Source organism: Paenirhizobium naphthalenivorans, assembly GCF_007992095.1.
In the GTDB taxonomy this organism is placed as follows: Bacteria; Pseudomonadota; Alphaproteobacteria; order Rhizobiales; family Rhizobiaceae; genus Allorhizobium; species Allorhizobium naphthalenivorans.
In genome coordinates, this window is sequence record NZ_BJZP01000026.1 from 1 (window position 1) to 22229 (window position 22229).

A 22229-nucleotide genomic window follows, 5' to 3' on the forward strand; every position below is an offset into this window, starting at 1 on the left:
CTCGCCAAACCGTAAAGCCCGGCAAACAATCAGCGTCTCAGCCAATTTTAAGAGGTTTAAGTCTGAACCAGAGTGCCGCTCGCCTCGTCGGCGCCGCCCTCTCGTTCGGTGAAGCGGCTTATACGGCCACTCCCTTTTCCCGTCAACAGCCAATTGTCAAAAAACTGTCGTTTTTGATAAGCAGCTGAAAAAACGAGATAAATTCAGACCATGCATTCAACTTAGATCCGGTCCGCTGGAAATAGTCTCGCCAACGCCTTAGCAATTGCTGCTCTATAAACGGGAGCCACAATCTTCAATTTTAATGCTGGATATCCGATCGCGCGATGGGTGTGGGACCAGCGAGAACCCCTTCCCGCTGGCCGCTTCGTGGCTATCCTCAGAACGGATAGTGCTGCTGCGGATCCTCGATCGTTACCCAGCGCAGCGTGGTGAATTCGGCGATGGCCGCCTTGCCGCCGAAGCGACCATAGCCGCTGCCCTTGACGCCGCCGAACGGCATCTGCGCCTCGTCATGCAGGGTCGGACCGTTGATATGGCAAATGCCGGTCTCGAGCTGGTCGGCCACCCGCAAGGCACGCTGCACATCGCGGCTGAAGACAGCGGAGGAAAGACCGTATTCGCTGTCATTGGCGACACGGATCGCCTCCGCCTCGTTAGCCACCCGGATCACCGGCTTGACAGGTCCGAAGGATTCCTCGGTAAAGACACGCATGCCATCATGGACGCCGTCGATGACCGTCGCCTCGAAGACCGAACCGTGGCGTTCTCCGCCCGCCACGACCTTTGCCCCCTTCGCCACCGCATCGGCCACCATGGCCTCCATCTTGGCGGCCGCCTCCGGGCTGACCAGCGAGCCGAGGACGACATGGCCACGCGGATCACCGGCCGGCAGTTGCGCGGCGCGCGCCGAGAGCTTGGTGACAAATTCGTCGGCGACCTTTTCATCAACGATGAAGCGCTCGGTCGACATGCAGATCTGACCCTGGTTCATGAAGGCGCCGAAAACGGCCGCATTGACCGCACCGTCGATATCCGCGTCATCAAGGACGATCAAAGGGGCCTTGCCGCCGAGCTCGAGCAGCGCCGGCTTCAGGTGGCGACCGCAAAGTTCGCCGATGATCCGGCCAACGCGCGTCGAGCCCGTGAAGTTGACCCGTTTGACCTCGGGCGCGGCGATCAGGGCCTCGACGACCTGCGGCGCGTCCTCGGGCGCATTGGTGATGACGTTGACGACACCAGCCGGCAGGCCCGCCTCGACCAGCACCTGGCCGATCATCACATGCAGGCCGGGGCATTGTTCGGAGGCCTTCAGGATCACCGTGTTGCCGCAAGCGAGCGCCATAGCGATGGCGCGCGTGCCGAGAATGACCGGCGCGTTCCATGGAGCGATCCCGACGCAGACGCCGGCCGCCTGGCGAACACCCATCGACAACGAACCCGGCTTGTCGGACGGAATGATCTCACCGTGGATCTGGGTGGTCATCGCCGCCGCCTCGCGCAGCATGTTGGCGGCCAGCATGACATTAAAGCCCGCCCAGGGGGCGGTGCCGCCCGTTTCGGCCGTCAGCAGGGCGATGAAATCAGGCGCCTTGGCGTCCATCACATCGGCAGCCTTGGAGAGAAGTGCGCGCCGGGCGCCGGGGCCGGTCTTCGACCAGGCCGGGAATGCGGCCGAGGCCGCAGCGACAGCCGCCTTGACGTCCTCGACGCCACAGGCCGGCGCCGTGCTGGCGACGGCTCCGGTAAAGGGATCGTGGCGGACAAAGGTCTTGCCGGAGATTGCTCCGACCGCTTCGCCATTGATGATCTGCTTGATGTCCATCTCTCGGTGTCCTCTTTGTTTATGGGAATGGGCTGACGGAAAAGTGGTGGTGGTGATCCTATATCGGATAGGGTTCGCGGCGCGGATTGACGGTGATCCAGCGCAATTCGGTAAAGGCTTCGATCGCCTGTTGGCCGCCGAAGCGACCGTGGCCGCTGGCCTTGACCCCGCCAAATGGGGCATGCGGGTCGTCGGAAACTGTCGCCCCATTGATGTGGCAGATGCCGGATTCAATGCGCCGCGCCACCGCGAGCGCCTGACTGATGTCACGGCCGAAAACAGCGGCCGACAGGCCATATTGGCAATCATTGGCGATCGTCACAGCCTCATCGACATTTCTTGCCCGGATCAGCGCCGCAACCGGCCCGAAGCTCTCCTCGCGATAGAGCCGCATGTGCGGCGTGACATGGTCAAGCACTGTCGCATCCATGAAGTTGCCATGGACCGTTCCGCCGGCCAGCAGAAGCGCACCCTTATCACGCGCATCATCGACAAGCCCTCTTACCCGCTGCACCGCCTCCGCGCCGATCATCGAGCCGAGTGCCATGCCCGATACCCGCGGCTCACCGGCTCGGATCGCCCGCGCTCTTGCGGCAAAACGCTCGGCAAAATCGTCGGCGATCGCGTCGAGCAAGATGATCCGCTCGGTCGACATGCAGATCTGCCCCTGATTGAAGAAGGCGCCGAAAGCCGCCGCATCGGCTGCATGATCGAGATCGGCGTCAGCGAGCACAAGGAATGGCGCCTTGCCGCCAAGTTCCAGCAGACAGGGCTTCAGATGCCGCGCCGCGATTTGCGCGACGATCCTGCCGACGCGGGTCGAGCCGGTGAAATTGACGCGACGGACGGCCGGATGGGCGATCAGAACCTCAACAATGTCTTCGGCATCGGCTGGCGCATTGCTGACGACATTGACGACACCCGGCGGCGTTCCTGCCTCGATCATCACTTCGCCGATCAGGCGATGGGTCTGCGGACACAGTTCGGAAGCCTTGAGCACCACAGTGTTTCCACAGGCGAGCGGCATGGCGATCGCTCTGACCCCGAGAATGACAGGAGCATTCCACGGCGCCATGCCGAGGCAAACACCGGCCGGCTGACGCAGCCCCATGGAGAGCAAGGCACCTTGGTCGGAAGGCAGAAGAGAGCCGCAGATCTGCGTCGCCATGCCGGCCGCGTCACGCAGGATCTCCGCACCAAGCTCAAGATTGAAACGACACCAGGCCTCGGTGGCCCCCGTCTCGGCGGTCATGGCGGCGATAAAATCATCCGCGCGGGCCAAGAGGCGGCCGGCTGCCTCGGTGAGGATTTTGCGTCGCGTGTTCGGCCCGGTCACGGACCAATCGGAAAAAGCCGCGGCTGCGGCATTGGCCGCCCGGCTCGCATCATCCAACGTCGCGGCCGACGCGATCGTCGCGGTAGCGCCGCTGATCGGGTCAAGCCGCGTGAAAGCCGCCGAGCCCTCGGCGTCCTCGTCGCGATTGTCGATAATGAGCCTCGAATGGAACATGCCTATAATGCCTCCTCCCAAAGGCAGGGTGACATTAGACGGCTGGTACGCACTTGAGAATGCGATATTTTGGGTTTAAAATGAGTTTTTTCGGGAAAATTTCGAGAGGCGCGAGACCATGGAGCAAGATGCCAACGAGACCGACTTCCTGTGGCTCCAGCCGTCCCTTGCCCCGCGAACGCTACGCGTCGTTTCCGGGACAAGAACGATGGGACGACTTCTCTTCGTCCAAAGCGGCCGGGCGCGTCTCGATGACGACTCAGGTGCAGAAGCCTGGACGGGTCCGTGCCTCGTCATGCTGCCCGGCGGGGAGGACCTCCCGCTTTTTATCGAGGCTGGGTCAAGCACCAGCCTGATCAGCCTTGGCCCCGCTATGCTTGATGAACAGGCACAAGAGAGGAGTGATCTTCTGCTCGGTCTTCTGGCCGGAGACGGTCGGGCGGCCGCCGTGGAGCGGCGCGACATGGCGCGGCTTTCGCCGCTGCTTGCCGGCCTTGCGCGGGAGCGTGACGGTGACAGCGGCGACGCGCGCCGGCCGCCGGTTGCTACTTGAAACTTGTCCTGATCGAGGCCTGCCGCCTGATGCTTCAGGACCACGACACAGCCGCGACCGAGGCCGGATCGGCAAGCCTGCTTCATCGGTTCCGCCAACTGGTCGAGCGCAATTTCCGGCGCCAGCGCCCCATGACCGCCTATGCCGACGATCTTGGCATAACGGCAGACCGACTGCATGACATCTGTCGTCGCACGACGGGCCGACCACCATTGCAGCTTGTCCATGAACGACTGACGCGCGAGGCGATGCTGCACCTCGAGCGTTCGGCTCGCACTATTCAGCAGATCGCAGAGCAATTGGGGTTTCGCGACCCAACTTATTTCAGCCACTTCTTCAAACGGCAGACCGGTCTGTCTCCAGCCGCCTACCGCCGGCGCGTCCGCACGGCAGGCGAGGAGCAACGAGCTGCCGGCGCAGCGAGCTACGCCGACTGGCCTTGAGAGGCGCCATAAGGCATATACGTCCTGTCATGCCCTTCGTCCGGCATCATCACCACAAGCTTGGAACACACAACGCGTTCCCGTCGCAGCGCCAATGCCGGGGCATGGTCATGGAGCAAGAGTGGTCAATCTGTCGGCCGCCGGCATCGACAGCCGTGTGGTGTTCTTCGCACCCCGCGAACAAGGCCGCCATGCCGCCGCATTTATTGCCACCGTCAGCCCCGGGTACGCAAGCCTTCAGCCCTTGGTGATCAGGATCAGAATCACGAACATGCTCGGCACCGCCGCCAGCGCCGGAATGATAATGGCCGGATAGCCGAAGGTGAGGATGGCGAGCAGCCAGACAAGCAGCAGATTGAGAATGAACAATACCTTGGCGGTGATCGGCCCGCTGACGGCCTCCTTCAGCATCCAGCCGAACACCGGCACGTGGTAGACCATCCTCGCAATCATCGCATTTTCCTTTCCGGGGCAGGCCCGTTCTTGATTTTCGTCACACCTATCGACTCAGACAGGGAGCGACAATGCGGCAAAATGACATTTGCCAGATGCAATGGCGGTGAAGCAACGCCATCCCCCAGCAAAGACGGGCCGGCAAAATGGATGGCGCTTCTGGACATGCGCTGGGCATTGATCCTATTAGTGTCGAAGTGATGGTTTCACCGATCCGAACGGAGAGGTGAACGAAGAGGGAATACGGTGAGGATTACCCATCAGGGGCCGAAACCGTGGCTGCCCCCGCAACTGTGAGCGGAGAGCAACGTCCATAATGTCATTGGCCTTGACGGCTGATAAGGCGGACCGAGCGAAGACCCGCGAGCCAGGAGACCTGCCATTACAGACGCCGCGAGAGCGGAACCCCACTTAAAACCGCGCGGCGGGCGCGGACGAAAGGAATGACAAATGCATATTGAAGTTGGAATTATCGATCCGGTCCGTATCGCCTTGGCGAACGCGGCAGCCCTCGCCGTTGTGGCCTCGCAGGTGCCGGCACTCATCAAGAATCCGCTCAACATCCCCAAGACCGCGCTGGCAGCCGTCGGCTTCTCCGCGATGATGCAGATCTGGCACCTGCCGGTCGGCCCATCCGAACTCCATCTGATCGGCGCGACGACGATCTATATGCTGTTCGGCTTTGCACCGGCCATGCTCGGTTTCGCACTCGGCCTCGTTCTGCAGGTGTTCCTGTTCGAGCCCGGCGACATCCCGCATCTCGGTGTCAATGCGCTGTCGCTGATGATTCCGATGATCGCGGTTCACTACAGCTTCGGCCGTCGCCTGTTCGACGCCAATGTCCGTGATCGCTTCAGCCTCGGCAAGGTGCTGAGGATCGATGCGGTCTACTATGCCGGCGTCTCGACCATGGTCGGCTTCTGGCTGATGATCTCAAATGACAGCTTCGCCGTTGCCGACTGGGCGACCTGGGTTGCCGCCTACTTCCCGGTCTTTGTCGTCGAAGCCTTCATCACCTTTGCGACCGTTACCCTCATCAAGGGCATCCGTTCGAACGGGATCGTTGCCAAGATGACGGAAGTGAACCGGCTGACCTTCGCCTGAGCAAGTCGCGGCCGGGAGGCCACGAAAATGGCATCCAGAGGAGCGCGTGACCAGGTCACGCGCTTTTTTCTTTGAAAAAACCGCCCGCTTGCGCTACCGGCCTTACAGAAGCCGCCGCGCTCGAATTTCGGCTGGCTCAAAACCACGGTCCGGCTGGCATGTCCGCCGTTTCGACCCCTGATCAAAGGGCAACGCCGTTGCGCATTCTCTCCGAAGCACATTTCCCCGAACTGCCCAACTACTATCGTGGCAAGGTGCGGGAGAACTACGATCTGCCCGATGGCCGTCGCATCATCATCTCGACCGACCGCTTGAGCGCCTTCGACCGGATCCTCACCTGCATTCCCTACAAGGGCCAGGTACTGACCCAGACGGCGCGCTACTGGTTCGAGCAAACCGCCGACATCTGCCCGAACCACGTGCTCGACTATCCGGACCCAAATGTCGTGGTCGGCAAGCGGCTCGACATCCTGCCGGTCGAGATTGTCGTGCGTGGTTATCTCGCCGGCACAACGGGCACCTCGATCCTCACGCTCTACAAGAAGGGCGAGCGCAACATGTACGGCATCACCCTGCCGGATGGCCTGCGCGACAATCAGGCCCTACCGCAGGCGATCATCACGCCGACCAGCAAGGCTTTCGATGGGGGCCATGACGAACCGCTCAGCGCCGAGCAGATTGTCTCCGAGGGCCTGTTGACGAAGGAGCAGTGGGACACCGTCTCGCGTTATGCCCTGGCACTCTTTGCCCGTGGCCAGGAAGTCGCCGCCAAGCGCGGTCTGATTCTCGTCGATACCAAATACGAATTCGGCACAGACAGCGACGGCCGGATCCTGCTCGCCGATGAGATCCACACCCCGGACAGCAGCCGCTACTGGATCGCCGAGAGCTACCAGCAGAGCTTCGCGAACGGCGAACGGCCGGCGAGCTTCGACAAGGACTTCGTCCGGGCCTGGGTCGCCGAACGTTGCGACCCCTACAAGGACGAAATCCCGGAAATCCCGGTCGCGCTGGTCGAAGAGACTTCGAGGGTCTATATTAAGGCTTATGAGACGATCACCGGGCAGCAATTTGTGCCCGACGAGCGTGGCGAGACGCCGCGCGACCGCGTGCGGGCAAATCTCGCCGCCTATTTTCCGAGGGGCTGAGGACCTTGTCTACCTTGAGCGACCAAGCGAAATCACTAAAGGGCGCAGCATGTAGCAATGCTACGTCTGCTTCGCCGGTCCGCCGCACTAGACGCCCCGCCGAAGAAACGCGCGAAGCCATCCTCAATATGGCGGAGGAACTGTTTCGCACGCGCGGCTATGCCAGCGTAGCGATCGCCGACATCGCCGCCGCGCTCGGCATGTCGCCGGCCAATGTGTTCAAGCACTTCCATTCTAAGACGAGCTTGGTCGACGCGATTTCCGCACACCACATCGAAACCACGCTGGCCCGCCTTGCCTGCCTCGACGCCGGAAAGCCCGCACCCGAGCGGCTGTATGATCTCGTCAAGCAACTGATGGATAGCCATCTGCGCGATCTGGCGGAAAACCCCTATCTGTTCGAGATGGTGTTGCTGACAGCCAAGGACGACCTCGAGTGCGGCCACCGTTACCGAGACATGCTGCTCGCAACTGTCCGGACCATCATCGACGACGGCATTGTCCAGGGCACTTACACCGCCACCAACAGCCGCCAGGCCGCACAGACGGCCATATTCGCTCTCGCCTGCGTGCTACATCCCGTGATGATCGCCAACGAGAAGGCTGACATATTGGCAACACGTTGCCGCGAAGTCGTCGCCCTCATCAATGCTGCGCTGCAAAGCCCGCTTGCTAAGTGACGATAGTTCGAATACGTCACTTAGCGATAAATGCGAGGCCTCCGTTCCACTGACCAGTGGGGCGCGTGGCCGACTGATTAACGAGAGTTAATTTTCCTGGCAGTCCGTTCTATAGTAGCGCTAGATTGACTCCGCCCCATTGATGACCCGGAAAAGACAATGAAAAGACATCTTAAGCTGACCACAGCCCTTTTGGCCCTCTCCACCGCTCTGGTTGGCTGCAGCGACGCAGGCACAGCAAGTAAAGCTCCTGCCGGCGCCGAGCGTCCACCGTCCCCGGTCAGCGTCGTCATCATGAAAAAGGGCGAGCAACCCCTGACAACGCTTCTTCCGGGCCGAGCCGCGGCCTTTCAGGTCGCCGAGGTGCGCCCGCGCGTCAGTGGCATCATCAAGGAAATCGCCTTCAAGGAAGGCAGCGAAGTCAAGGAAGGTGACCTCCTCTACAAGATCGAGGACGACACCTACCGCGCCCAGGTCGCCCAGGCGGATGCAAGCCTTGCCAAGGCTGAGGCCAGCGTACCGAGTGCCGAGGCCAATCTCGCACGGTATGAGCGGCTCGTCGGCAGTGGCGCGACGCAGATCGAATTTGAAAACGCGAAAGTGACTTTGCTGCAGGCAAAGGCTGACGTTGCCGAAGCCAAGGCCGCGCTGAACTCCTCGCAGATCAACCTCGACCTCACCGAAATCCATGCGCCCTTCGAAGGCGTGACAAGCGCGTCGAACTTCTCGATCGGCAACGTCGTGACAGCCAACCAGACGGGTGCCCTGACCACGCTGCGTCGCCTCGACCCGATCTACATCGAACTGACGGAATCGAGCGCCAACCTCTTACGCCTGAAGCAGTCGATCGCCGCCGGACGCACGAGTGATGGCGAAGAGACGACCGACATCAAGCTGACGCTGGAAGATGGCATCGAGTATCCGCATGTTGGCAAGCTCGACATGTCGGAAATGGCGGTCAGCGAAACGACTGGCACCTATTCGATCCGCGCCGTATTCGACAATCCGGACAATCTTATCCTGCCGGGTATGTATGTCCGCGCTTTGGTCACGGTCGGCAAGGAAAACGGCTACCTGATCCCGCAGCGCGCAGCCATGCGTGATGCGCGTGGCGCATTGACCGCCAAATTTGTCAACGTACAGAATGTTGTGGAGACACGCACCTTCGCCGAAAGCAGCGTATCCGGCAACAACTGGCTGGTTGCCGAAGGGATCAATGACGGCGACAAGCTGATTGTCGACGGGTTCCAGTGGATCGGTGACGGCGCGCCGGTCGCACCGGTGGAATCGACCATCGACGACAAGGGATTCGTTGTTGAAACGCCAAAGGCACCGGAAGCAACCCCGGCCGCAAAACCCTGAACGGGCACGGCAGGCAGTATCAAGGCGCTAAGGGGTAACCAATGGCCAAATTCTTTATTCATCGTCCAATCTTTGCCTGGGTGATCGCGATCGTGATCATGCTGGGCGGAGCTATGGCGATTTTCACGCTTTCAATTTCCCAGTATCCGGAGATCGCACCGACCACCGTGCGCATTTCCGCGACCTACAACGGCGCAAGCGCCGAAACGGTCGAGAAATCAGTGACATCGATCATCGAAGACGGCATGACCGGCCTTGATGACCTGACCTATATGACGTCCTCGTCCAACACCGGACGTGCCACTGTAACGCTGACTTTCGGCAATAGCATCGAACCCGACATTGCCCAGGTCCAGGTGCAGAACAAGCTACAGCTCGTACAGTCGCAGCTTCCGGACGTCGTGCAGACGGCCGGTATCTCTGTAACCCGTTCAACGTCGAGTATTCTGCTCGTCGGCGCCCTGGTTTCGACGGATAGCGCCCGCAGACCGGTCGAACTCGGCGACATCTTCTCCTCTCAGATCGAGGACCAGATCAAGCGCCTGGAAGGCGTCGGCAGCATCGAAGTCTTCGGCACGGGCTATGCCATGCGCGTCTGGCTTGACCCGTTCAAGCTCAACAAATTTCAGTTGACGCCCAACGACGTCACCAGCGCCATCCAGGCCCAGAACACCCAGGTGTCTGTGGGTTCGCTAGGCGGCCAACCCGTTGCGGCGGGCCAGCAGTTGAACGTCACCGTGACCGCGCAGAGCCAGTTGCAGAGTGTCTCGGATTTCGAATCCATCATTCTGAAGGTGGAAACCGATGGCGCGACCGTTCGGTTGAGCGATGTTGCGCGCATCGAAATCGGCCAGGAGAGCTATTCCACCAACACCCGCGCCAACCGCAAGCCGGCGACCGGCTTCGCCGTCAACCTGGCAACCGGCGCCAACGCCCTGGATACGGCTGCGCGTGTGAAGAGCGCGCTGAGCGCAATTGCGCCGACGCTGCCCGAAAACGTCATCATCACCTATCCGTACGATACCTCGCCCTTCGTCCAGCTTTCGATCGAGAAGGTGGTCCATACGCTGATCGAGGCGATCGTTCTTGTCTTCTTCGTGCTGCTGATCTTCCTGCAGAACCTGCGCGCGACCTTCATTCCGATGATCGCCGTGCCGGTTGTTCTGCTCGGAACCTTCGGCATCCTGGCGCTGACCGGCTATTCGATCAATACGCTCACCATGTTCGCCATGGTTCTGGCCATCGGCCTGCTCGTCGACGACGCTATTGTCGTGGTCGAGAACGTCGAGCGCATCATGTCCGAGGAAGGACTTTCGCCGCTCGAGGCGACCGAGAAGTCGATGGGTGAAATCACCGGCGCGATCATCGGCATCGCTCTAGTCCTCACCGCGGTGTTCATTCCGATGGCCTTCTTCGGCGGCTCGACCGGGATCATCTACCGGCAGTTTTCGGTGACCATCGTTTCGGCGATGCTGCTTTCGGCCGTCGTGGCCATCGTACTGACACCGGCCCTCTGCGCAACCATGCTAAAGCCGATCGACCACACAAAAGAGCGGCACGGGCTCGGCGCCTGGTTCAATCGGAATTTCGACCGGACCACGAACGGCTATGTCTCCAGCATCGGCTATCTGCTGAAGCGCCCCATGCGCGTCATGCTGATGTTCGCCATCGTCGTTGGCGGCTGCGCCTGGATCTTCACGCGCCTGCCGAGCTCCTTCCTGCCACAGGAGGATCAGGGTGTGCTGATGACGATCATCCAGCTCCCCAACGGCGCAACGACGGCCCGCACCGAAGAGGTGATCAAGAAGATCGAGGACTACTATCTCGAGAAGGAAACCGCCGCCATTCAGGACGTCTTTGCGGTGTCCGGCTTCAGCTTCGTCGGACAAGGCCAGAACTATGCGCTGGTGTTCGCCAAGCTGAAGGACTTCGACGAGCGCAAGGCACCGGAACTCGCCGCCTCGGCGGTCGTGCGGCGCGCGATGGGATATTTCTTCACGCTTCGCGACGCCATGGTATTCCCACTTCAGCCGCCGGCCATCCCAGGTCTCGGCACATCCAGCGGCTTCTCCATGTATATCGTCGACAGCGGCAACACCGGAACGGAGGCGCTGACGGCGGCATCGAAAAAGCTCATTGGATTGGGAGCCTCGAACGCCAAGGTCAGCTCACTGCGATCCAACAGCCCCGATGCTGAAAGTCAGCTCAAGGTTCTGCTGGATCAGGAGAAGATGGGCGCCATGGGCGTAGACCTGGCGACGGTGAACTCCATGCTGTCCACGATATTCGCCGGCCGTGACGTCAACGACTTCACGCTCAACAATGAACTGAAGCCGGTTTACGTTCAGGGCGACGCGCCCTATCGCATGCAGCCGGACGATCTCGGCCACTGGTATGCCCGCAATAAAGGCGGCGAGATGGTGCCCTTCTCCGCCTTCAGTCAGGTCTCATGGGTGGGCGGCCCGCCGACCTTGGCGCGCTACAACGGCACAAGCGCTATTTCGCTGGAAGGGGCAGCAGGACCGGGCGTCAGCTCCGGCGACGCGATGGATGAGATGGAACGCCTCACGGCAAGCCTTGACGGCGGATACTCTGTCGCTTGGCAGGGAATTTCCTACCAGGAACGGCTGTCCGGCTCCCAAGCCCCCGTTCTCTACGCCCTGTCCATCCTGATTGTCTTCCTCTGCCTTGCCGCACTTTATGAAAGCTGGTCGATTCCCTTCTCCGTCATCATGGCCGTGCCGGTCGGCGTGCTCGGGGCGCTTACCGCAGCGCATTTCTTCGGACAGGCGAACGACGTCTACTTCAAGGTCGGCCTGCTGACGACGATCGGCCTCGCCGCGAAGAACGCCATCCTGATCGTCGAGTTCGCTCGCGATCGGATGGAGCAGGGAGCTAGTTTGATGGACGCCACCCTTGAAGCGGCACGCCTCCGCCTGCGGCCCATCATCATGACCTCGCTTGCCTTCATCCTCGGCGTTGTGCCCTTGGCAGTTGCCACGGGCGCCGGCTCGGCGGCGCAGAACTCGATCGGCATCGGCGTTCTGGGGGGCATGATGGCGGCGACCCTGCTCGGTATCTTCTTTGTACCGTCCTTCTTCGTGATCGTGCGCAAGCTCACAACCCGTGCAAAACCGAAAGAAGCGCTGTCATGACAATCAACGACTTGTTAGGTTAACAAAATGTCTGCGCCGGGGTTTGCGAATCACGGCGCAGTTGATGCATGGGGCGCACGGCGGATGGTCATAAAGGCCTTTCCCTGCGTTCGACACCCTGAATGCAATCTAGGATAAGACGATGGTATCCATTCGCGTAGCCGCTCCCCTTGCTCTGCTTCTGCTGTCCGGCTGTGTCACTGGCCCTGATCACACGCAGCCGCAGACCCCACTTCCAGAAAAATTTGCCGAAGGCGGCAAGAAGAGCAATGGCGAGGTCGCCATGGCAACTTGGTGGACCGCTTTCAACGACAGGCGACTGGATGGCCTGGTTGCACAGGGTATCGACCAGAATCTCGATGTTCTACAGGCGCTTGAGCGGATTACATCCGCAGAAGCCAGCGTCGTTGTCGCAGGCGCAGGCGCCCTGCCCTCTGTGAATCTGTCTGGCGACGAAACGCTCTCAAAGTCCAAGGGCACCCGCGACTACAGCGCCCGCACCAGCGACACCACCTCAACCGCCAGCGGCGGCCTCAGCGTGTCGTGGCTGCTGGATCTCTTCGGTCAATATCGTCGCGCCAAGGAAAGCGCCTCGGCCTCGCTCGATGCAGCCTATGCCAGCGCGGATGTAGCCAAGCTTTCCTACCTGTCCGACCTCGTCACCTCCTACATTGATGTGCGCTACTATCAGGAGCGGATTGCGATTGCCCGCAAGAACCTGGCTTCGCGGCGCGAAACGCTGAACCTCACCAAGCTGCAGCTGGAAGCCGGCGCAGCCTCGCGCCTAGACGTCGTTCAGTCGGAAGGCCTGGTCAACTCGACGCTTGCCGACCTGCCCGGCCTCGAGACCAATTTCCGCAAGTCGGCCCACCATATCGCCACGTTGCTCGGCCTGCCGGCATCTTCTCTCATCAAGGATTTGCAGAAGGGCTCGCCCCAGCCGATCGCCCGCCGCAGTATCAATGCCGGCGTTCCGGCGGACTTGATCCGCAACCGTCCCGACATCCGAAAGGCCGAACGAGATCTTGCCGCCGCCGTCGCCGAGATCGGCGTTGCCGAGGCTCAGCTCTATCCGTCGATCACTCTCGGTGGTTCAATCTCACCGTCGTGGATCTCGACAAAGTCGCTCGCCGGAAGCCTTACATCATGGTCCTTCGGCCCGAGCCTGACGCTACCGATTCTAGACGGCGGCCGCCTGAAGGCCAATGTCGACATCGCCCAGTCGTCCGCACGTGGCGCCTATCTCGCATGGAAGTCGTCCGTGCTCAGCGCGGTCGAGGAAGTCGAAAACGCACTGGCTGCGGTCAACCGCGACAGCCAGACCGTCAGCGCGCTGAGGGCGACCGTCCGCTCCTACGAAGAGGCCCTGTCGCTCTCGACCGCAAGCTACAAGGACGGCGCCTCCTCGCTGCTCGACGTGCTGGACGCCCAGCGTTCGGTTTCGACGGCGCAGGCGAGCCTAGCACAGGCTGTACAGCAGATGGCGATCGACTATGTTGCGCTCAACGTCGCCATCGGTGGTGGCTATGCCTTCGACAAGAAGGCGGGCATGTAAGCAGGCCCGCAAAACGAATAAGCCCGGCACCGGAAACGGTGGCCGGGCTTTTTTTTGGCTAAAATGCGCGAAGGCACGACAAAGGGCGCCGTGCCGCTACCGCGCGTCAGAAGGTGGCGGGCGTATTGATCCACAGAAGCACTGTCTCACCGTCGAAACGGTTGTGCCAGGAGTGCGGCCTGCGGCTTTCAAAATAGAAGCTGTCACCGGCGTGCAGCTCGAAGAAGCGGTCACCGTCGAGAATGATCTCCAGGCTGCCGGAAAGCACGTGGATGAACTCCTCACCGTCGTGCTGATAGGCCCCTTCGCTGGAGGCACCGGGCGCCAGCTGGAAGCGATTGCATTCCATCTGGTTGCGGCCCTCCGCCAGCACCTGGACCGTCACGCCGGAAGAAGTCGTTGGCCAGGTCGGCCATTTCCCGTCGCGAATGATCGATTCCCCCCCCTCACGCAGCTCCTGCCCGCTGAGTGAGGCAAGCGTCGTCCCGAGAACGCGCGCCACGCCATGCAGGGCCGTAAACGAGAGCCCCTGCGAGGTCCGCTCAAAGGTCGAAAGCTGGGATACCGATACGCCGGTCGCCTGCGCGACCGCTTCCAGCGTCTTGCCGGCATCGCGCCGCAAGCGGCGGATCTTCAGGCCTACGGGAATCTCGGTGGGTTCGGAGCCGTCTTCATTCTGGAAGTCAAAGGCGCTCCCATCCTCCCCTATAGCCTCATCACGAAGGCTTTCGCGTATGGCCGCAGGGTTCAGTCCTTTCTCGCTACGCAGCCAGGCGATCGTTTTTAGCCGTTCGACCAAGGCACGATCATACAGCCGCTGCCCGGACGGCGTGCGTATCGGCTGGATAAGATCCTGCGTTTCCCATAGCCTGAGCGTCGAAGGGGAAACCCCGGCCATCCTGGCCGCCTCGGCAATCTTGAAACGGATGTCATCCATGAGGACTAAGCCCTGTCTGCGCGCTGTCGCTGCCATGCGTAATAATCGCGACAAACCATATTGCAAGTCTACAGAAAAAATGTAGGAAATATTGCAGCCTTGCGATCGAACAGAATGGCCGACGCCGAGGGTCAACATTACCAGAGGATTTTTGAAATGAAGAACTCCGAAATCGCAGTTCGCAAGAACGACGCCATCTCGCGCGGCGTCGGCATGACCACCCAGATCTATGCCGCAAAGGCCGAAAACGCCGAGGTCTGGGATGTCGAAGGCAATCGCTATATCGACTTCGCCGGTGGTATCGCGGTTCTCAACACTGGCCACCGCCACCCGAAGGTCATCGAAGCGGTGAAGAAGCAGCTCGATTGCTTCACCCATACCTGCCATCAGGTCCTTCCCTACGAAAACTACGTCGCGCTCGCCGAACGTCTGAACAAGATCGTTCCAATCGCCGGCCCGAAGAAGACCATTTTCACCACCACGGGCGCCGAAGCCGTTGAAAATGCTGTCAAGATCGCCCGCTGCGCCACCGGCCGCTCGGCTGTCATCGCTTTCACCGGCGCCTTCCACGGCCGCACGTTCATGGGCATGGCACTGACCGGCAAGGTCGTCCCCTACAAGGTCGGTTTCGGCCAGATGATGGGCGACGTCTTCCACGTTCCCTTCCCGATCGAGATGCACGGCATCAGCGTTGAAGAATCCCTCGACGTGCTCGACAAGCTGTTCAAGGCCGACGTCGATCCTAAGCGCGTCGCCGCGATCATTCTTGAGCCGGTGCAGGGCGAAGGCGGCTTCTACGAAGTGCCGCGCGCATTGATGAAGGCCGTGCGCCAGTTGTGCGACGAGCACGGCATCCTGCTCATCGCCGACGAAGTCCAGACTGGTTTTGCCCGAACCGGCAAGATCTTCGGTATGGAAAACTACGATGTCCAGCCGGATCTCATGACCATGGCGAAGAGCCTCGCCGGCGGCTTCCCGCTGTCGGCCGTTACCGGCCGCGCCGACCTGATGGACGCACCTGGCCCGGGCGGCCTCGGCGGCACCTATGCCGGCAACCCGCTGGCGATCGCTGCCTCCCATGCCGTTCTCGACGTCATTGAGGAAGAAAATCTCTGCGACCGCGCCAATCAGCTGGGCGCTCGCCTGAAGCAGCGCCTGGAAGCCCTGCGCGCCGACATTCCGCAGATTTCCGACATTCGTGGTCCGGGCTTCATGGTTGCCGTCGAATTCGGCCATGCCGGCTCCGTCAAGCCGGATGCCGAGCTTACCAACGCCATTCGTCTGAAGGCACTGGAAAAGGGGCTTATCCTGCTGACTTGCGGCGTCTATGGTAACGTCATCCGCTTCCTGTCGCCGATCACCATTCAGGACGAGGTGTTCAACGAGGCGCTCGACATCCTCGAAGCCTCGATCCGCGAAGTCGTGGGGGAAAAGAAATAATGAGCATCTCCAACCTTCTGGCCTCTAAGCTGAAGGACGCTTCACTTGCCACCGACAAGGCGCTTGTCGGTGGTGAGTGGGTCTCGGCGTCCGACAGCGGCAAGACCTTCGAAGTCACCAATCCCGCGACCGGCGATGTGATAGCCGTCCTGCCGGATCTCGGTAAGGCGGAAGTGACCCGCGCAATTGACGCCGCCGACAAGGCGCAAAAAGCCTGGGCTAAGAAGACCGGCAAGGAACGAGCCGGAATTCTGCGCAAGCTCTTCGATCTGATGGTCGCCAACGCCGACGATCTTGCCACGATCCTGACCATGGAGATGGGCAAGCCGTGGCCGGAAGCCCGCGGCGAAATCCTCTACGGCGCATCCTATGTCGAATGGTTCGGTGAGGAAGCCAAGCGCGTCTATGGCGACACAATCCCCGGCCACCAGGCCGACAAGCGGATCATGGTTATCCGCCAGCCGATCGGCGTTGTCGGAGCGATCACGCCGTGGAATTTCCCGAATGCCATGCTGGCCCGCAAGATGGCACCTGCCATCGCCGTCGGCTGCGCCATGGTGTCGAAGCCTGCCGCCCAGACGCCGCTCTCAGCTCTGGCGCTCGCTATCCTCGCCGAGCGCGCGGGTGTCCCGGCAGGCGTGTTCTCTGTGCTGACCGCGACCGACGCAGCCATGGTCGGCAAGGAGCTTTGCACGAACGACAAGGTGCGCAAGCTGACCTTCACCGGCTCCACCAATGTCGGCAAGATCCTGATGCGCCAGGGTGCGGATCAGATCCTCAAACTCGGCCTTGAACTTGGTGGCAACGCACCCTTCATCGTCTTCGATGACGCCGATCTCGACGCGGCCATCGAAGGCGCCATGGTGTCGAAATACCGCAACGCGGGCCAGACCTGCGTCTGCGCCAACCGCATCTACGTACAGGCCGGCGTCTATGACGCCTTCGCCGAGAAGCTGGCGGCCAAGGTCGCCGCGCTGAAGGTCGGCGACGGCTTCGGCGAGGGCGTGACGACGGGACCGTTGATCGATGACAAGGCCCTGAGCAAGGTGTCGGAACTTGTCGCCGACGCCACCTCGAAGGGCGCGTCCGTCGCGACGGGCGGCAATGGCTCCGAACTCGGCGGCCTGTTCTTCCAGCCGACCATCCTGACAGGAGTCACCTCCGCCATGCGTGTGGCCCGGGAGGAGATTTTCGGCCCCGTTGCCCCGCTCTTCAAGTTCGAAACCGAGGAGGAGGTCATCGCCATGGCCAACAACACCGAGTTCGGCCTTGCTTCCTACTTCTATTCCAAGGACGTCTCGAAGATCTTCCGGGTCGCCGAGGCACTCGAATACGGCATCGTCGGCATCAACACCGGCCTGATCTCGACCGAGGTCGCCCCCTTCGGCGGCATCAAGCAGTCCGGCCTCGGCCGCGAAGGCTCGAAGTACGGCATCGATGATTATACTGAACTGAAGTACATGTGCCTGGGCGGCGTCGAATAAGCCTCAAGCCGTGCAAGCGATCGATCCCCGGCCTCACGCCGGGGATTTTCTTTTGTCCAGTCCAGAGAATTGAAAAGGCCCGGCGCCATTGGCGGCCGGGCCTTTTCGTCAAATCGGAGATGAGCCGAGAATCAGTTCTTTGCGCGCTCGACGTAGGAATTGTCTTCCGTTGCAATGACAACGCGCGTGCCGGCGTCAACATGCGGCGGGACAAGCGTGCGAAGACCGTTCGACAGGATCGCTGGCTTGTAGGAAGACGACGCCGTCTGCCCCTTCACGACCGGTTCGGTCTCGACGATCTCGAGCGTCACGTGACGCGGAAGCTGGATGGCGAGCGCAATACCTTCGTGCATGGAGAGAACGCAGGTCATGCCTTCCTGCAGATAAGCCTTCTGGTCGCCCATGGTTTCGGCATCGACCACGACCTGGTCGTAGGATTCCGGGTTCATGAAATGGAAGCCTTCACCGTCCTCATAGAGGAACTGGAAATTCACGTCCTCGACGAACGCGCGCTCGACCTGTTCGGTGGTGCGCCAGCGTTCCGACACCTTCACACCGTCAACGATGCGGCGCATGTTCACCTGCGTGACAGGCGTGCCCTTGCCGGGATGGAAGTTTTCGGCGGTGAGCACGACATAGAGTTTGCCGTCCACATCCAGAACGTTGCCCTTGCGAACTGAAGAGGCGATGACCTTGACCATTGGATTTCCTTGTAACTGCGAGGGTCCCGTCGTAAAGGACGACCCGCCGTCCCTGCTGACGTCTTTATTGAGATTTTCTTGGGCGCAACTAACCCAAAATCGACGAAATAGCCAGCCCGTGTTGCAACAAGGACCGAGAATGCCGGAATGATCGAACGTCGTCGCTCCTCTGCTGCCTGGTGGACGCCCTCGGCCCACGCCGACCGACGCCCCTTCCTGCTCGGCCGTAACGCCATCCAATCGGCTTTCCGGGACTATTTCGCCAGTCGCGACTTCATCGAGGTGGACACGGCGACACTTCAGGTTTCCCCTGGCAATGAGGCCCATTTACACGCCTTTACGACAGAGGCCATCGGCAACGACGGCGTCGCCTCGCCACTTTACCTGCACACCTCCCCCGAATTCGCTTGCAAGAAAATTCTGGCGGCCGGAGAGCCGCGCATCTCCTGCTTCGCCCACGTCTATCGTAACCGTGAGCGCGGCCCGCTGCATCACCCCGAATTCACCATGCTGGAATGGTACAGAGTCGGCGAAAGTTACGAAGTCCTGATGCAGGACTGTGCCGCTCTTCTGGCCCTGTCAGCCGAAACGATGAAGACCCGGGGCTTCCACTATCGCGGCCACGGCTGTGACCCGTTTCTCGAACCTGAGCGCCTGTCGGTGGCCGAAGCCTTCGAACGCCATGCCGCAATCGACCTGCTCGCCTCGGTTGAGGCCAGCGGCGCCACCGATCGCGATCACCTCGCGGCCGAACTGCGCAAGGCCGGTATGCGCGTCGCCGATGACGACACTTGGGCCGATCTGTTCAGCCGGGTGATCGTCGAGAAGGTCGAACCCCATCTGGGATTCGGCCGGCCCACCATTCTGGACGAATACCCCGTCTGCGAGGCGGCCCTTGCCCGACCGGCCGCGCGTGACCCCCGCGTCGCCGAGCGGTTCGAACTCTATGCCTGCGGCGTCGAACTGGCCAACGCCTTTGGTGAATTGACCGACGCCAACGAACAGCGCCGCCGTTTCGAGGCCGAGATGGCCGAGAAGCTGCGCGTCTATGGCGAGATTTACCCACTCGATGAGGATTTCCTCGACGCGCTGGCCATCATGCCGGACGCCTCTGGTATTGCGCTCGGTTTCGATCGCCTCGTCATGCTGGCGACGGGTGCATTGCGTATCGATCAGGTGATGTGGGCACCAGTGGCGGAGACCTCATCGTGACGTCGGCGAGCCTGCGCAGTGTCGACGACCTGATTGCCGCCGGGCTCGTTTCTGCCGATGAGCGCAAAAATCTCGACACGGTCGCCGCTCGCTATGCAATTTCGATCACGCCGACAGTCGGATCGCTGATCGACCGGACAAACCCCGACGATCCGATTGCCCTCCAGTATGTCCCGACGGCAGGCGAGCTCATCGAGACACCTGACGAGCGCGCCGACCCGATCGGCGACCACGCCCATAGCCCCGTCGAGGGTATCGTCCACCGTTACCCGGACCGCGTGCTCCTCAAGGTCGTACATGTCTGTCCGGTCTATTGCCGCTTTTGCTTCCGCCGCGAAATGGTCGGCCCTCAGGGCGACGGCAACCTGACGGCGGCCCAAGTGGAAAACGCCCTCGCCTATATCCGTTCTCATCCGGATATCTGGGAAGTCATCCTGACCGGTGGAGATCCGCTGATTCTCTCGCCTCGCCGCCTGCATGACATCATGGCAGAACTGGCGACGATTCCGCATGTGAGGATCGTGCGCCTCCACAGCCGCGTCCCCGCCGTCGACCCGGAACGCATCAACGATGCGCTGATCGACGCGCTCAAGGCCAGTGGCAAGACGCTCTATGTCGCGCTGCACGCGAACCACCCGCGTGAGATGTCGCAGCCCGTCCGCGACGCCTGCGCCCGGCTTGTCGACGCCGGCATCGCCGTGGTCAGCCAGAGCGTGCTCTTGAAGGGTGTGAATGACGACCCGGATGTGCTTGCCGCGCTGATGCGCATCTTCGTCGAGAACCGGATCAAGCCCTATTACCTACATCACCCGGATCTGGCGCCGGGAACAGGGCATTTCCGTCTGTCGATCGCCGAGGGCCAGGCCATCATGCAGGCCCTGCGGAGCAAAGTCTCGGGCCTTTGCATTCCGACCTATATCCTCGACCTGCCGGGGGGCCACGGCAAGGTGTCCATCGGCGATGGCATGTTGAGCGAAATCGAGCCCGGTCGCTATGCGGTCATTGATCGCAAGGGCGAGCTCCATAAATATCCCTAAGAGCGTGCGAATCGCCTCTGCACGCAGCAGGCGTCGCGCCATCTACAAACGTTAAACGCTTTCGCCGCACATCCATTGACGAACGTCAGAGCCGCTCATTTTTCCTTAACTACGGCATTTAGCGAAATATTATGCTTTCAACGCTAAGAAATCACCCAGCATTTAGCAAGAATAGCATCCGGGAAAGGTAAGTAGATGAACGAAACAATTCGGGCTTTGCTAGCGAAACTCGGTGGCCTGCCTGTATCCGTCGACACTGTCGCCGATGATGCCGATCTCTATGCGGCCGGCCTGTCGTCCTTCGCCTCCGTGCAGCTCATGCTCGGCTTGGAGGAAGCCTTCGATATCGAATTTCCAGATCACCTGCTGAACCGCAAATCGTTCGCCAGCATCGCCGCCATCGAAACCACCGTCCAATCCATTCTCACGGACAGAAAGGTCGTCTGATGGACGTTTCCCCGCAGCTCCACGAAACGAACCTGAAGGCCCGTGCTATCCGGGTCGCAACGGTCGCGGCTGTCTATGCCGACGATGTGGACAAGGTCGGACGCTTCCCCCGCGAAGCGATCGAGGAAATGAAGGCTGCCAAGCTGCTGGGGATCGTGATCCCCACCGAACTTGGCGGCGAAGGGCTGTCGACCTCCGAGATCGCGGAAGTCTGCACCATCATCGGCCAAGCCTGCGCCTCGAGCGCCATGATCTTCGCCATGCACCAGATCAAGACTTCAAGCCTCGTGTCGCACGGTCACGAGGCGGAGTGGCACCGGGATTTCATGCGGCGCGTCGCGAAGGAACAATTGCTCCTCGGCTCGGCGACGACCGAAGCCGGCATCGGCGGCAATATGCGCAACAGCATCTGCGCGATCGAAGTCACGGATGGCCGCTGCTACCTGGAAAAGGACGCGACCGTCATCTCCTACGGCATCGATTGCGACGCCATCCTGATTACCTCGCGCAGCCACAAGGACGCGGCGTCCTCCGATCAGGTGATGACCGTCTTCCTCAAGGATCAGTATACGCTCGAACGCACCCAGACCTGGGACACGCTCGGCATGCGTGGCACCTGCTCCGATGGCTTCATCTTCAAGGGTGAGGCGCCAGCTGAACAGATACTGCCGAAACCCTTCGCCGAGATCGCCGCACAGTCCATGCTGGCGAGTGCCCATCTCTTGTGGAGCTCACTCTGGTACGGCATCGCGGTCGACGCATTCTCACGCGCCCAAAGCTTCGTGCGCGCCGCGGCCCGCAAGGCGCCCGGTACGCAGCCACCGGGCCTCGTCCAGCTCGCAGAGATGTCGAGCCAACTGCAGGTCGTCCGCGCCAACATCGTCAGCGGTCTGCAAACCTTCGAAGCGGCCCGCAAGGACCAGGACCGGCTTTCGTCTATGGGCTTCGCCGTCGCGATGAACAACGTCAAGATCGCATCCTCGGAAATGATCTTGCCGATCATCAACCAGGCCATGCGGATCTGCGGCATCCTCGGTTACAAGAACGGCACGCCCTACAGCCTCGGCCGGCATTTGCGTGACGCCCACTCGGCCGAACTGATGATCTCGAACGATCGCATTCTCGCCAACACCTCCACCATGCTGCTTGTACACAAGCAAGAAACCGGATTGCTGGGATAGGA

General features: G+C 61.1%; 20 protein-coding genes and 1 riboswitch. Of the genes, 15 read left to right on the forward strand and 5 right to left on the reverse strand.

The features are described from left to right. Positions 1 to 188: hypothetical protein (locus tag RNA01_RS23910; protein ID WP_210245777.1), on the forward strand; the 188-nt coding region annotated here is incomplete at its 5' end. Between the two features lie 191 nt (positions 189 to 379). On the opposite strand, the gene RNA01_RS19080 is transcribed toward RNA01_RS23910, so the two are convergent. After that, entirely contained in the window at positions 380 to 1825 is a 1446-nt protein-coding gene (locus RNA01_RS19080) for an aldehyde dehydrogenase (protein ID WP_147181758.1), read from the reverse strand. Positions 1826 to 1883: 58 nt separating this feature from the next. Further along, positions 1884 to 3335: an aldehyde dehydrogenase gene (locus tag RNA01_RS19085; protein WP_147181759.1), complete on the reverse strand. Its 1452-nt coding sequence runs from the start codon at positions 3333 to 3335 to the stop codon at positions 1884 to 1886. Positions 3336 to 3453: 118 nt separating this feature from the next. On the opposite strand from RNA01_RS19085, the gene RNA01_RS19090 reads away from it, so the two are divergent. Together RNA01_RS19090 and RNA01_RS19095 are read left to right on the forward strand one after the other, a co-directional pair. After that, positions 3454 to 3888 (forward strand): hypothetical protein, encoded by a 435-nt coding sequence (locus RNA01_RS19090; RefSeq protein WP_147181760.1) that lies wholly within the window; start codon positions 3454 to 3456, stop codon positions 3886 to 3888. Further along, positions 3885 to 4331, forward strand: coding sequence for a helix-turn-helix transcriptional regulator (locus tag RNA01_RS19095; RefSeq protein ID WP_235916771.1), 447 nt, complete (start codon positions 3885 to 3887; stop codon positions 4329 to 4331). The genes RNA01_RS19090 and RNA01_RS19095 overlap by 4 nt, the downstream gene beginning before the upstream one ends. Before the next feature lie 237 nt (positions 4332 to 4568). Here RNA01_RS19095 and RNA01_RS19100 read toward each other — a convergent pair whose 3' ends face one another. Further along, positions 4569 to 4784 (reverse strand): hypothetical protein, encoded by a 216-nt coding sequence (locus RNA01_RS19100; protein WP_147181761.1) that lies wholly within the window; start codon positions 4782 to 4784, stop codon positions 4569 to 4571. Positions 4785 to 4968: 184 nt separating this feature from the next. After that, positions 4969 to 5182, forward strand: a riboswitch (cobalamin riboswitch). Between the two features lie 52 nt (positions 5183 to 5234). Between RNA01_RS19100 and RNA01_RS19105 the strand changes: the two genes are divergently transcribed. The 6 genes from RNA01_RS19105 (at position 5235) to RNA01_RS19130 (ending at position 13788) form a co-directional block, all read left to right on the forward strand. Further along, the gene (locus RNA01_RS19105) at positions 5235 to 5888 is read left to right on the forward strand and encodes an energy-coupling factor ABC transporter permease (RefSeq protein ID WP_147181762.1); all 654 of its coding nucleotides are present in this window, start codon (positions 5235 to 5237) and stop codon (positions 5886 to 5888) included. Between the two features lie 197 nt (positions 5889 to 6085). Beyond that, positions 6086 to 7036: a phosphoribosylaminoimidazolesuccinocarboxamide synthase gene (locus tag RNA01_RS19110; protein ID WP_147181763.1), complete on the forward strand. Its 951-nt coding sequence runs from the start codon at positions 6086 to 6088 to the stop codon at positions 7034 to 7036. 128 nt (positions 7037 to 7164) lie between these two features. Next, positions 7165 to 7716, forward strand: coding sequence for a TetR/AcrR family transcriptional regulator (locus RNA01_RS19115; RefSeq protein WP_147181804.1), 552 nt, complete (start codon positions 7165 to 7167; stop codon positions 7714 to 7716). Positions 7717 to 7875: 159 nt separating this feature from the next. Then, complete coding sequence (locus RNA01_RS19120) at positions 7876 to 9078, forward strand: efflux RND transporter periplasmic adaptor subunit (RefSeq protein ID WP_147181764.1); 1203 nt, start codon at positions 7876 to 7878, stop codon at positions 9076 to 9078. A 41-nt stretch (positions 9079 to 9119) separates the two neighbouring features. Then, positions 9120 to 12233 (forward strand): efflux RND transporter permease subunit, encoded by a 3114-nt coding sequence (locus RNA01_RS19125; protein ID WP_147181765.1) that lies wholly within the window; start codon positions 9120 to 9122, stop codon positions 12231 to 12233. Between the two features lie 142 nt (positions 12234 to 12375). Further along, a complete protein-coding gene (locus RNA01_RS19130) occupies positions 12376 to 13788 on the forward strand; it encodes an efflux transporter outer membrane subunit (protein ID WP_147181766.1) in 1413 nt (470 codons plus the stop codon). A gap of 106 nt (positions 13789 to 13894) precedes the next feature. Here the strand turns inward: RNA01_RS19130 and RNA01_RS19135 are convergent, their stop codons facing one another. Then, the gene (locus RNA01_RS19135; protein WP_147181767.1) at positions 13895 to 14725 is read right to left on the reverse strand and encodes a MerR family transcriptional regulator; all 831 of its coding nucleotides are present in this window, start codon (positions 14723 to 14725) and stop codon (positions 13895 to 13897) included. Positions 14726 to 14881: 156 nt separating this feature from the next. Here RNA01_RS19135 and RNA01_RS19140 point away from each other — a divergent pair, with 156 nt between their 5' ends. After that, positions 14882 to 16165, forward strand: coding sequence for a 4-aminobutyrate--2-oxoglutarate transaminase (locus tag RNA01_RS19140; RefSeq protein ID WP_147181768.1), 1284 nt, complete (start codon positions 14882 to 14884; stop codon positions 16163 to 16165). After that, a complete protein-coding gene (locus RNA01_RS19145) occupies positions 16165 to 17649 on the forward strand; it encodes an NAD-dependent succinate-semialdehyde dehydrogenase (RefSeq protein WP_147181769.1) in 1485 nt (494 codons plus the stop codon). The genes RNA01_RS19140 and RNA01_RS19145 overlap by 1 nt, the downstream gene beginning before the upstream one ends. Before the next feature lie 131 nt (positions 17650 to 17780). Here the strand turns inward: RNA01_RS19145 and efp are convergent, their stop codons facing one another. Further along, positions 17781 to 18350: an elongation factor P gene (gene efp / locus RNA01_RS19150; RefSeq protein WP_147181770.1), complete on the reverse strand. Its 570-nt coding sequence runs from the start codon at positions 18348 to 18350 to the stop codon at positions 17781 to 17783. 147 nt (positions 18351 to 18497) lie between these two features. Here efp and epmA point away from each other — a divergent pair, with 147 nt between their 5' ends. The 4 genes from epmA (at position 18498) to RNA01_RS19170 (ending at position 22227) form a co-directional block, all read left to right on the forward strand. Further along, a complete protein-coding gene (gene epmA / locus RNA01_RS19155) occupies positions 18498 to 19562 on the forward strand; it encodes an EF-P lysine aminoacylase EpmA (RefSeq protein ID WP_147181771.1) in 1065 nt (354 codons plus the stop codon). After that, positions 19559 to 20599 (forward strand): lysine-2,3-aminomutase-like protein, encoded by a 1041-nt coding sequence (locus RNA01_RS19160; protein WP_147181772.1) that lies wholly within the window; start codon positions 19559 to 19561, stop codon positions 20597 to 20599. The genes epmA and RNA01_RS19160 overlap by 4 nt, the downstream gene beginning before the upstream one ends. A gap of 195 nt (positions 20600 to 20794) precedes the next feature. Continuing rightward, positions 20795 to 21046: an acyl carrier protein gene (locus RNA01_RS19165; protein WP_147181773.1), complete on the forward strand. Its 252-nt coding sequence runs from the start codon at positions 20795 to 20797 to the stop codon at positions 21044 to 21046. Then, a complete protein-coding gene (locus RNA01_RS19170; RefSeq protein WP_147181774.1) occupies positions 21046 to 22227 on the forward strand; it encodes an acyl-CoA dehydrogenase family protein in 1182 nt (393 codons plus the stop codon). Before RNA01_RS19165 ends, RNA01_RS19170 begins: the two co-directional genes overlap by 1 nt. The last annotated feature ends 2 nt before the right edge of the window (positions 22228 to 22229 follow it).

What these genes read in the sequence shown, in the direction of transcription:
- RNA01_RS19080 (WP_147181758.1), bottom strand. Translation starts at nt 1,825, where the DNA reads ATGGACATCAAGCAGATCATCAATGGCGAAGCGGTCGGAGCAATCTCC.
- RNA01_RS19085 (WP_147181759.1), bottom strand. Translation starts at nt 3,335, where the DNA reads ATGTTCCATTCGAGGCTCATTATCGACAATCGCGACGAGGACGCCGAG.
- RNA01_RS19090 (WP_147181760.1), top strand. Translation starts at nt 3,454, where the DNA reads ATGGAGCAAGATGCCAACGAGACCGACTTCCTGTGGCTCCAGCCGTCC.
- RNA01_RS19100 (WP_147181761.1), bottom strand. Translation starts at nt 4,784, where the DNA reads ATGATTGCGAGGATGGTCTACCACGTGCCGGTGTTCGGCTGGATGCTG.
- RNA01_RS19105 (WP_147181762.1), top strand. Translation starts at nt 5,235, where the DNA reads ATGCATATTGAAGTTGGAATTATCGATCCGGTCCGTATCGCCTTGGCG.
- RNA01_RS19115 (WP_147181804.1), top strand. Translation starts at nt 7,165, where the DNA reads ATGGCGGAGGAACTGTTTCGCACGCGCGGCTATGCCAGCGTAGCGATC.
- RNA01_RS19120 (WP_147181764.1), top strand. Translation starts at nt 7,876, where the DNA reads ATGAAAAGACATCTTAAGCTGACCACAGCCCTTTTGGCCCTCTCCACC.
- RNA01_RS19125 (WP_147181765.1), top strand. Translation starts at nt 9,120, where the DNA reads ATGGCCAAATTCTTTATTCATCGTCCAATCTTTGCCTGGGTGATCGCG.
- RNA01_RS19130 (WP_147181766.1), top strand. Translation starts at nt 12,376, where the DNA reads ATGGTATCCATTCGCGTAGCCGCTCCCCTTGCTCTGCTTCTGCTGTCC.
- RNA01_RS19135 (WP_147181767.1), bottom strand. Translation starts at nt 14,725, where the DNA reads ATGGATGACATCCGTTTCAAGATTGCCGAGGCGGCCAGGATGGCCGGG.
- RNA01_RS19140 (WP_147181768.1), top strand. Translation starts at nt 14,882, where the DNA reads ATGAAGAACTCCGAAATCGCAGTTCGCAAGAACGACGCCATCTCGCGC.
- RNA01_RS19145 (WP_147181769.1), top strand. Translation starts at nt 16,165, where the DNA reads ATGAGCATCTCCAACCTTCTGGCCTCTAAGCTGAAGGACGCTTCACTT.
- efp (WP_147181770.1), bottom strand. Translation starts at nt 18,350, where the DNA reads ATGGTCAAGGTCATCGCCTCTTCAGTTCGCAAGGGCAACGTTCTGGAT.
- epmA (WP_147181771.1), top strand. Translation starts at nt 18,498, where the DNA reads ATGATCGAACGTCGTCGCTCCTCTGCTGCCTGGTGGACGCCCTCGGCC.
- RNA01_RS19165 (WP_147181773.1), top strand. Translation starts at nt 20,795, where the DNA reads ATGAACGAAACAATTCGGGCTTTGCTAGCGAAACTCGGTGGCCTGCCT.
- RNA01_RS19170 (WP_147181774.1), top strand. Translation starts at nt 21,046, where the DNA reads ATGGACGTTTCCCCGCAGCTCCACGAAACGAACCTGAAGGCCCGTGCT.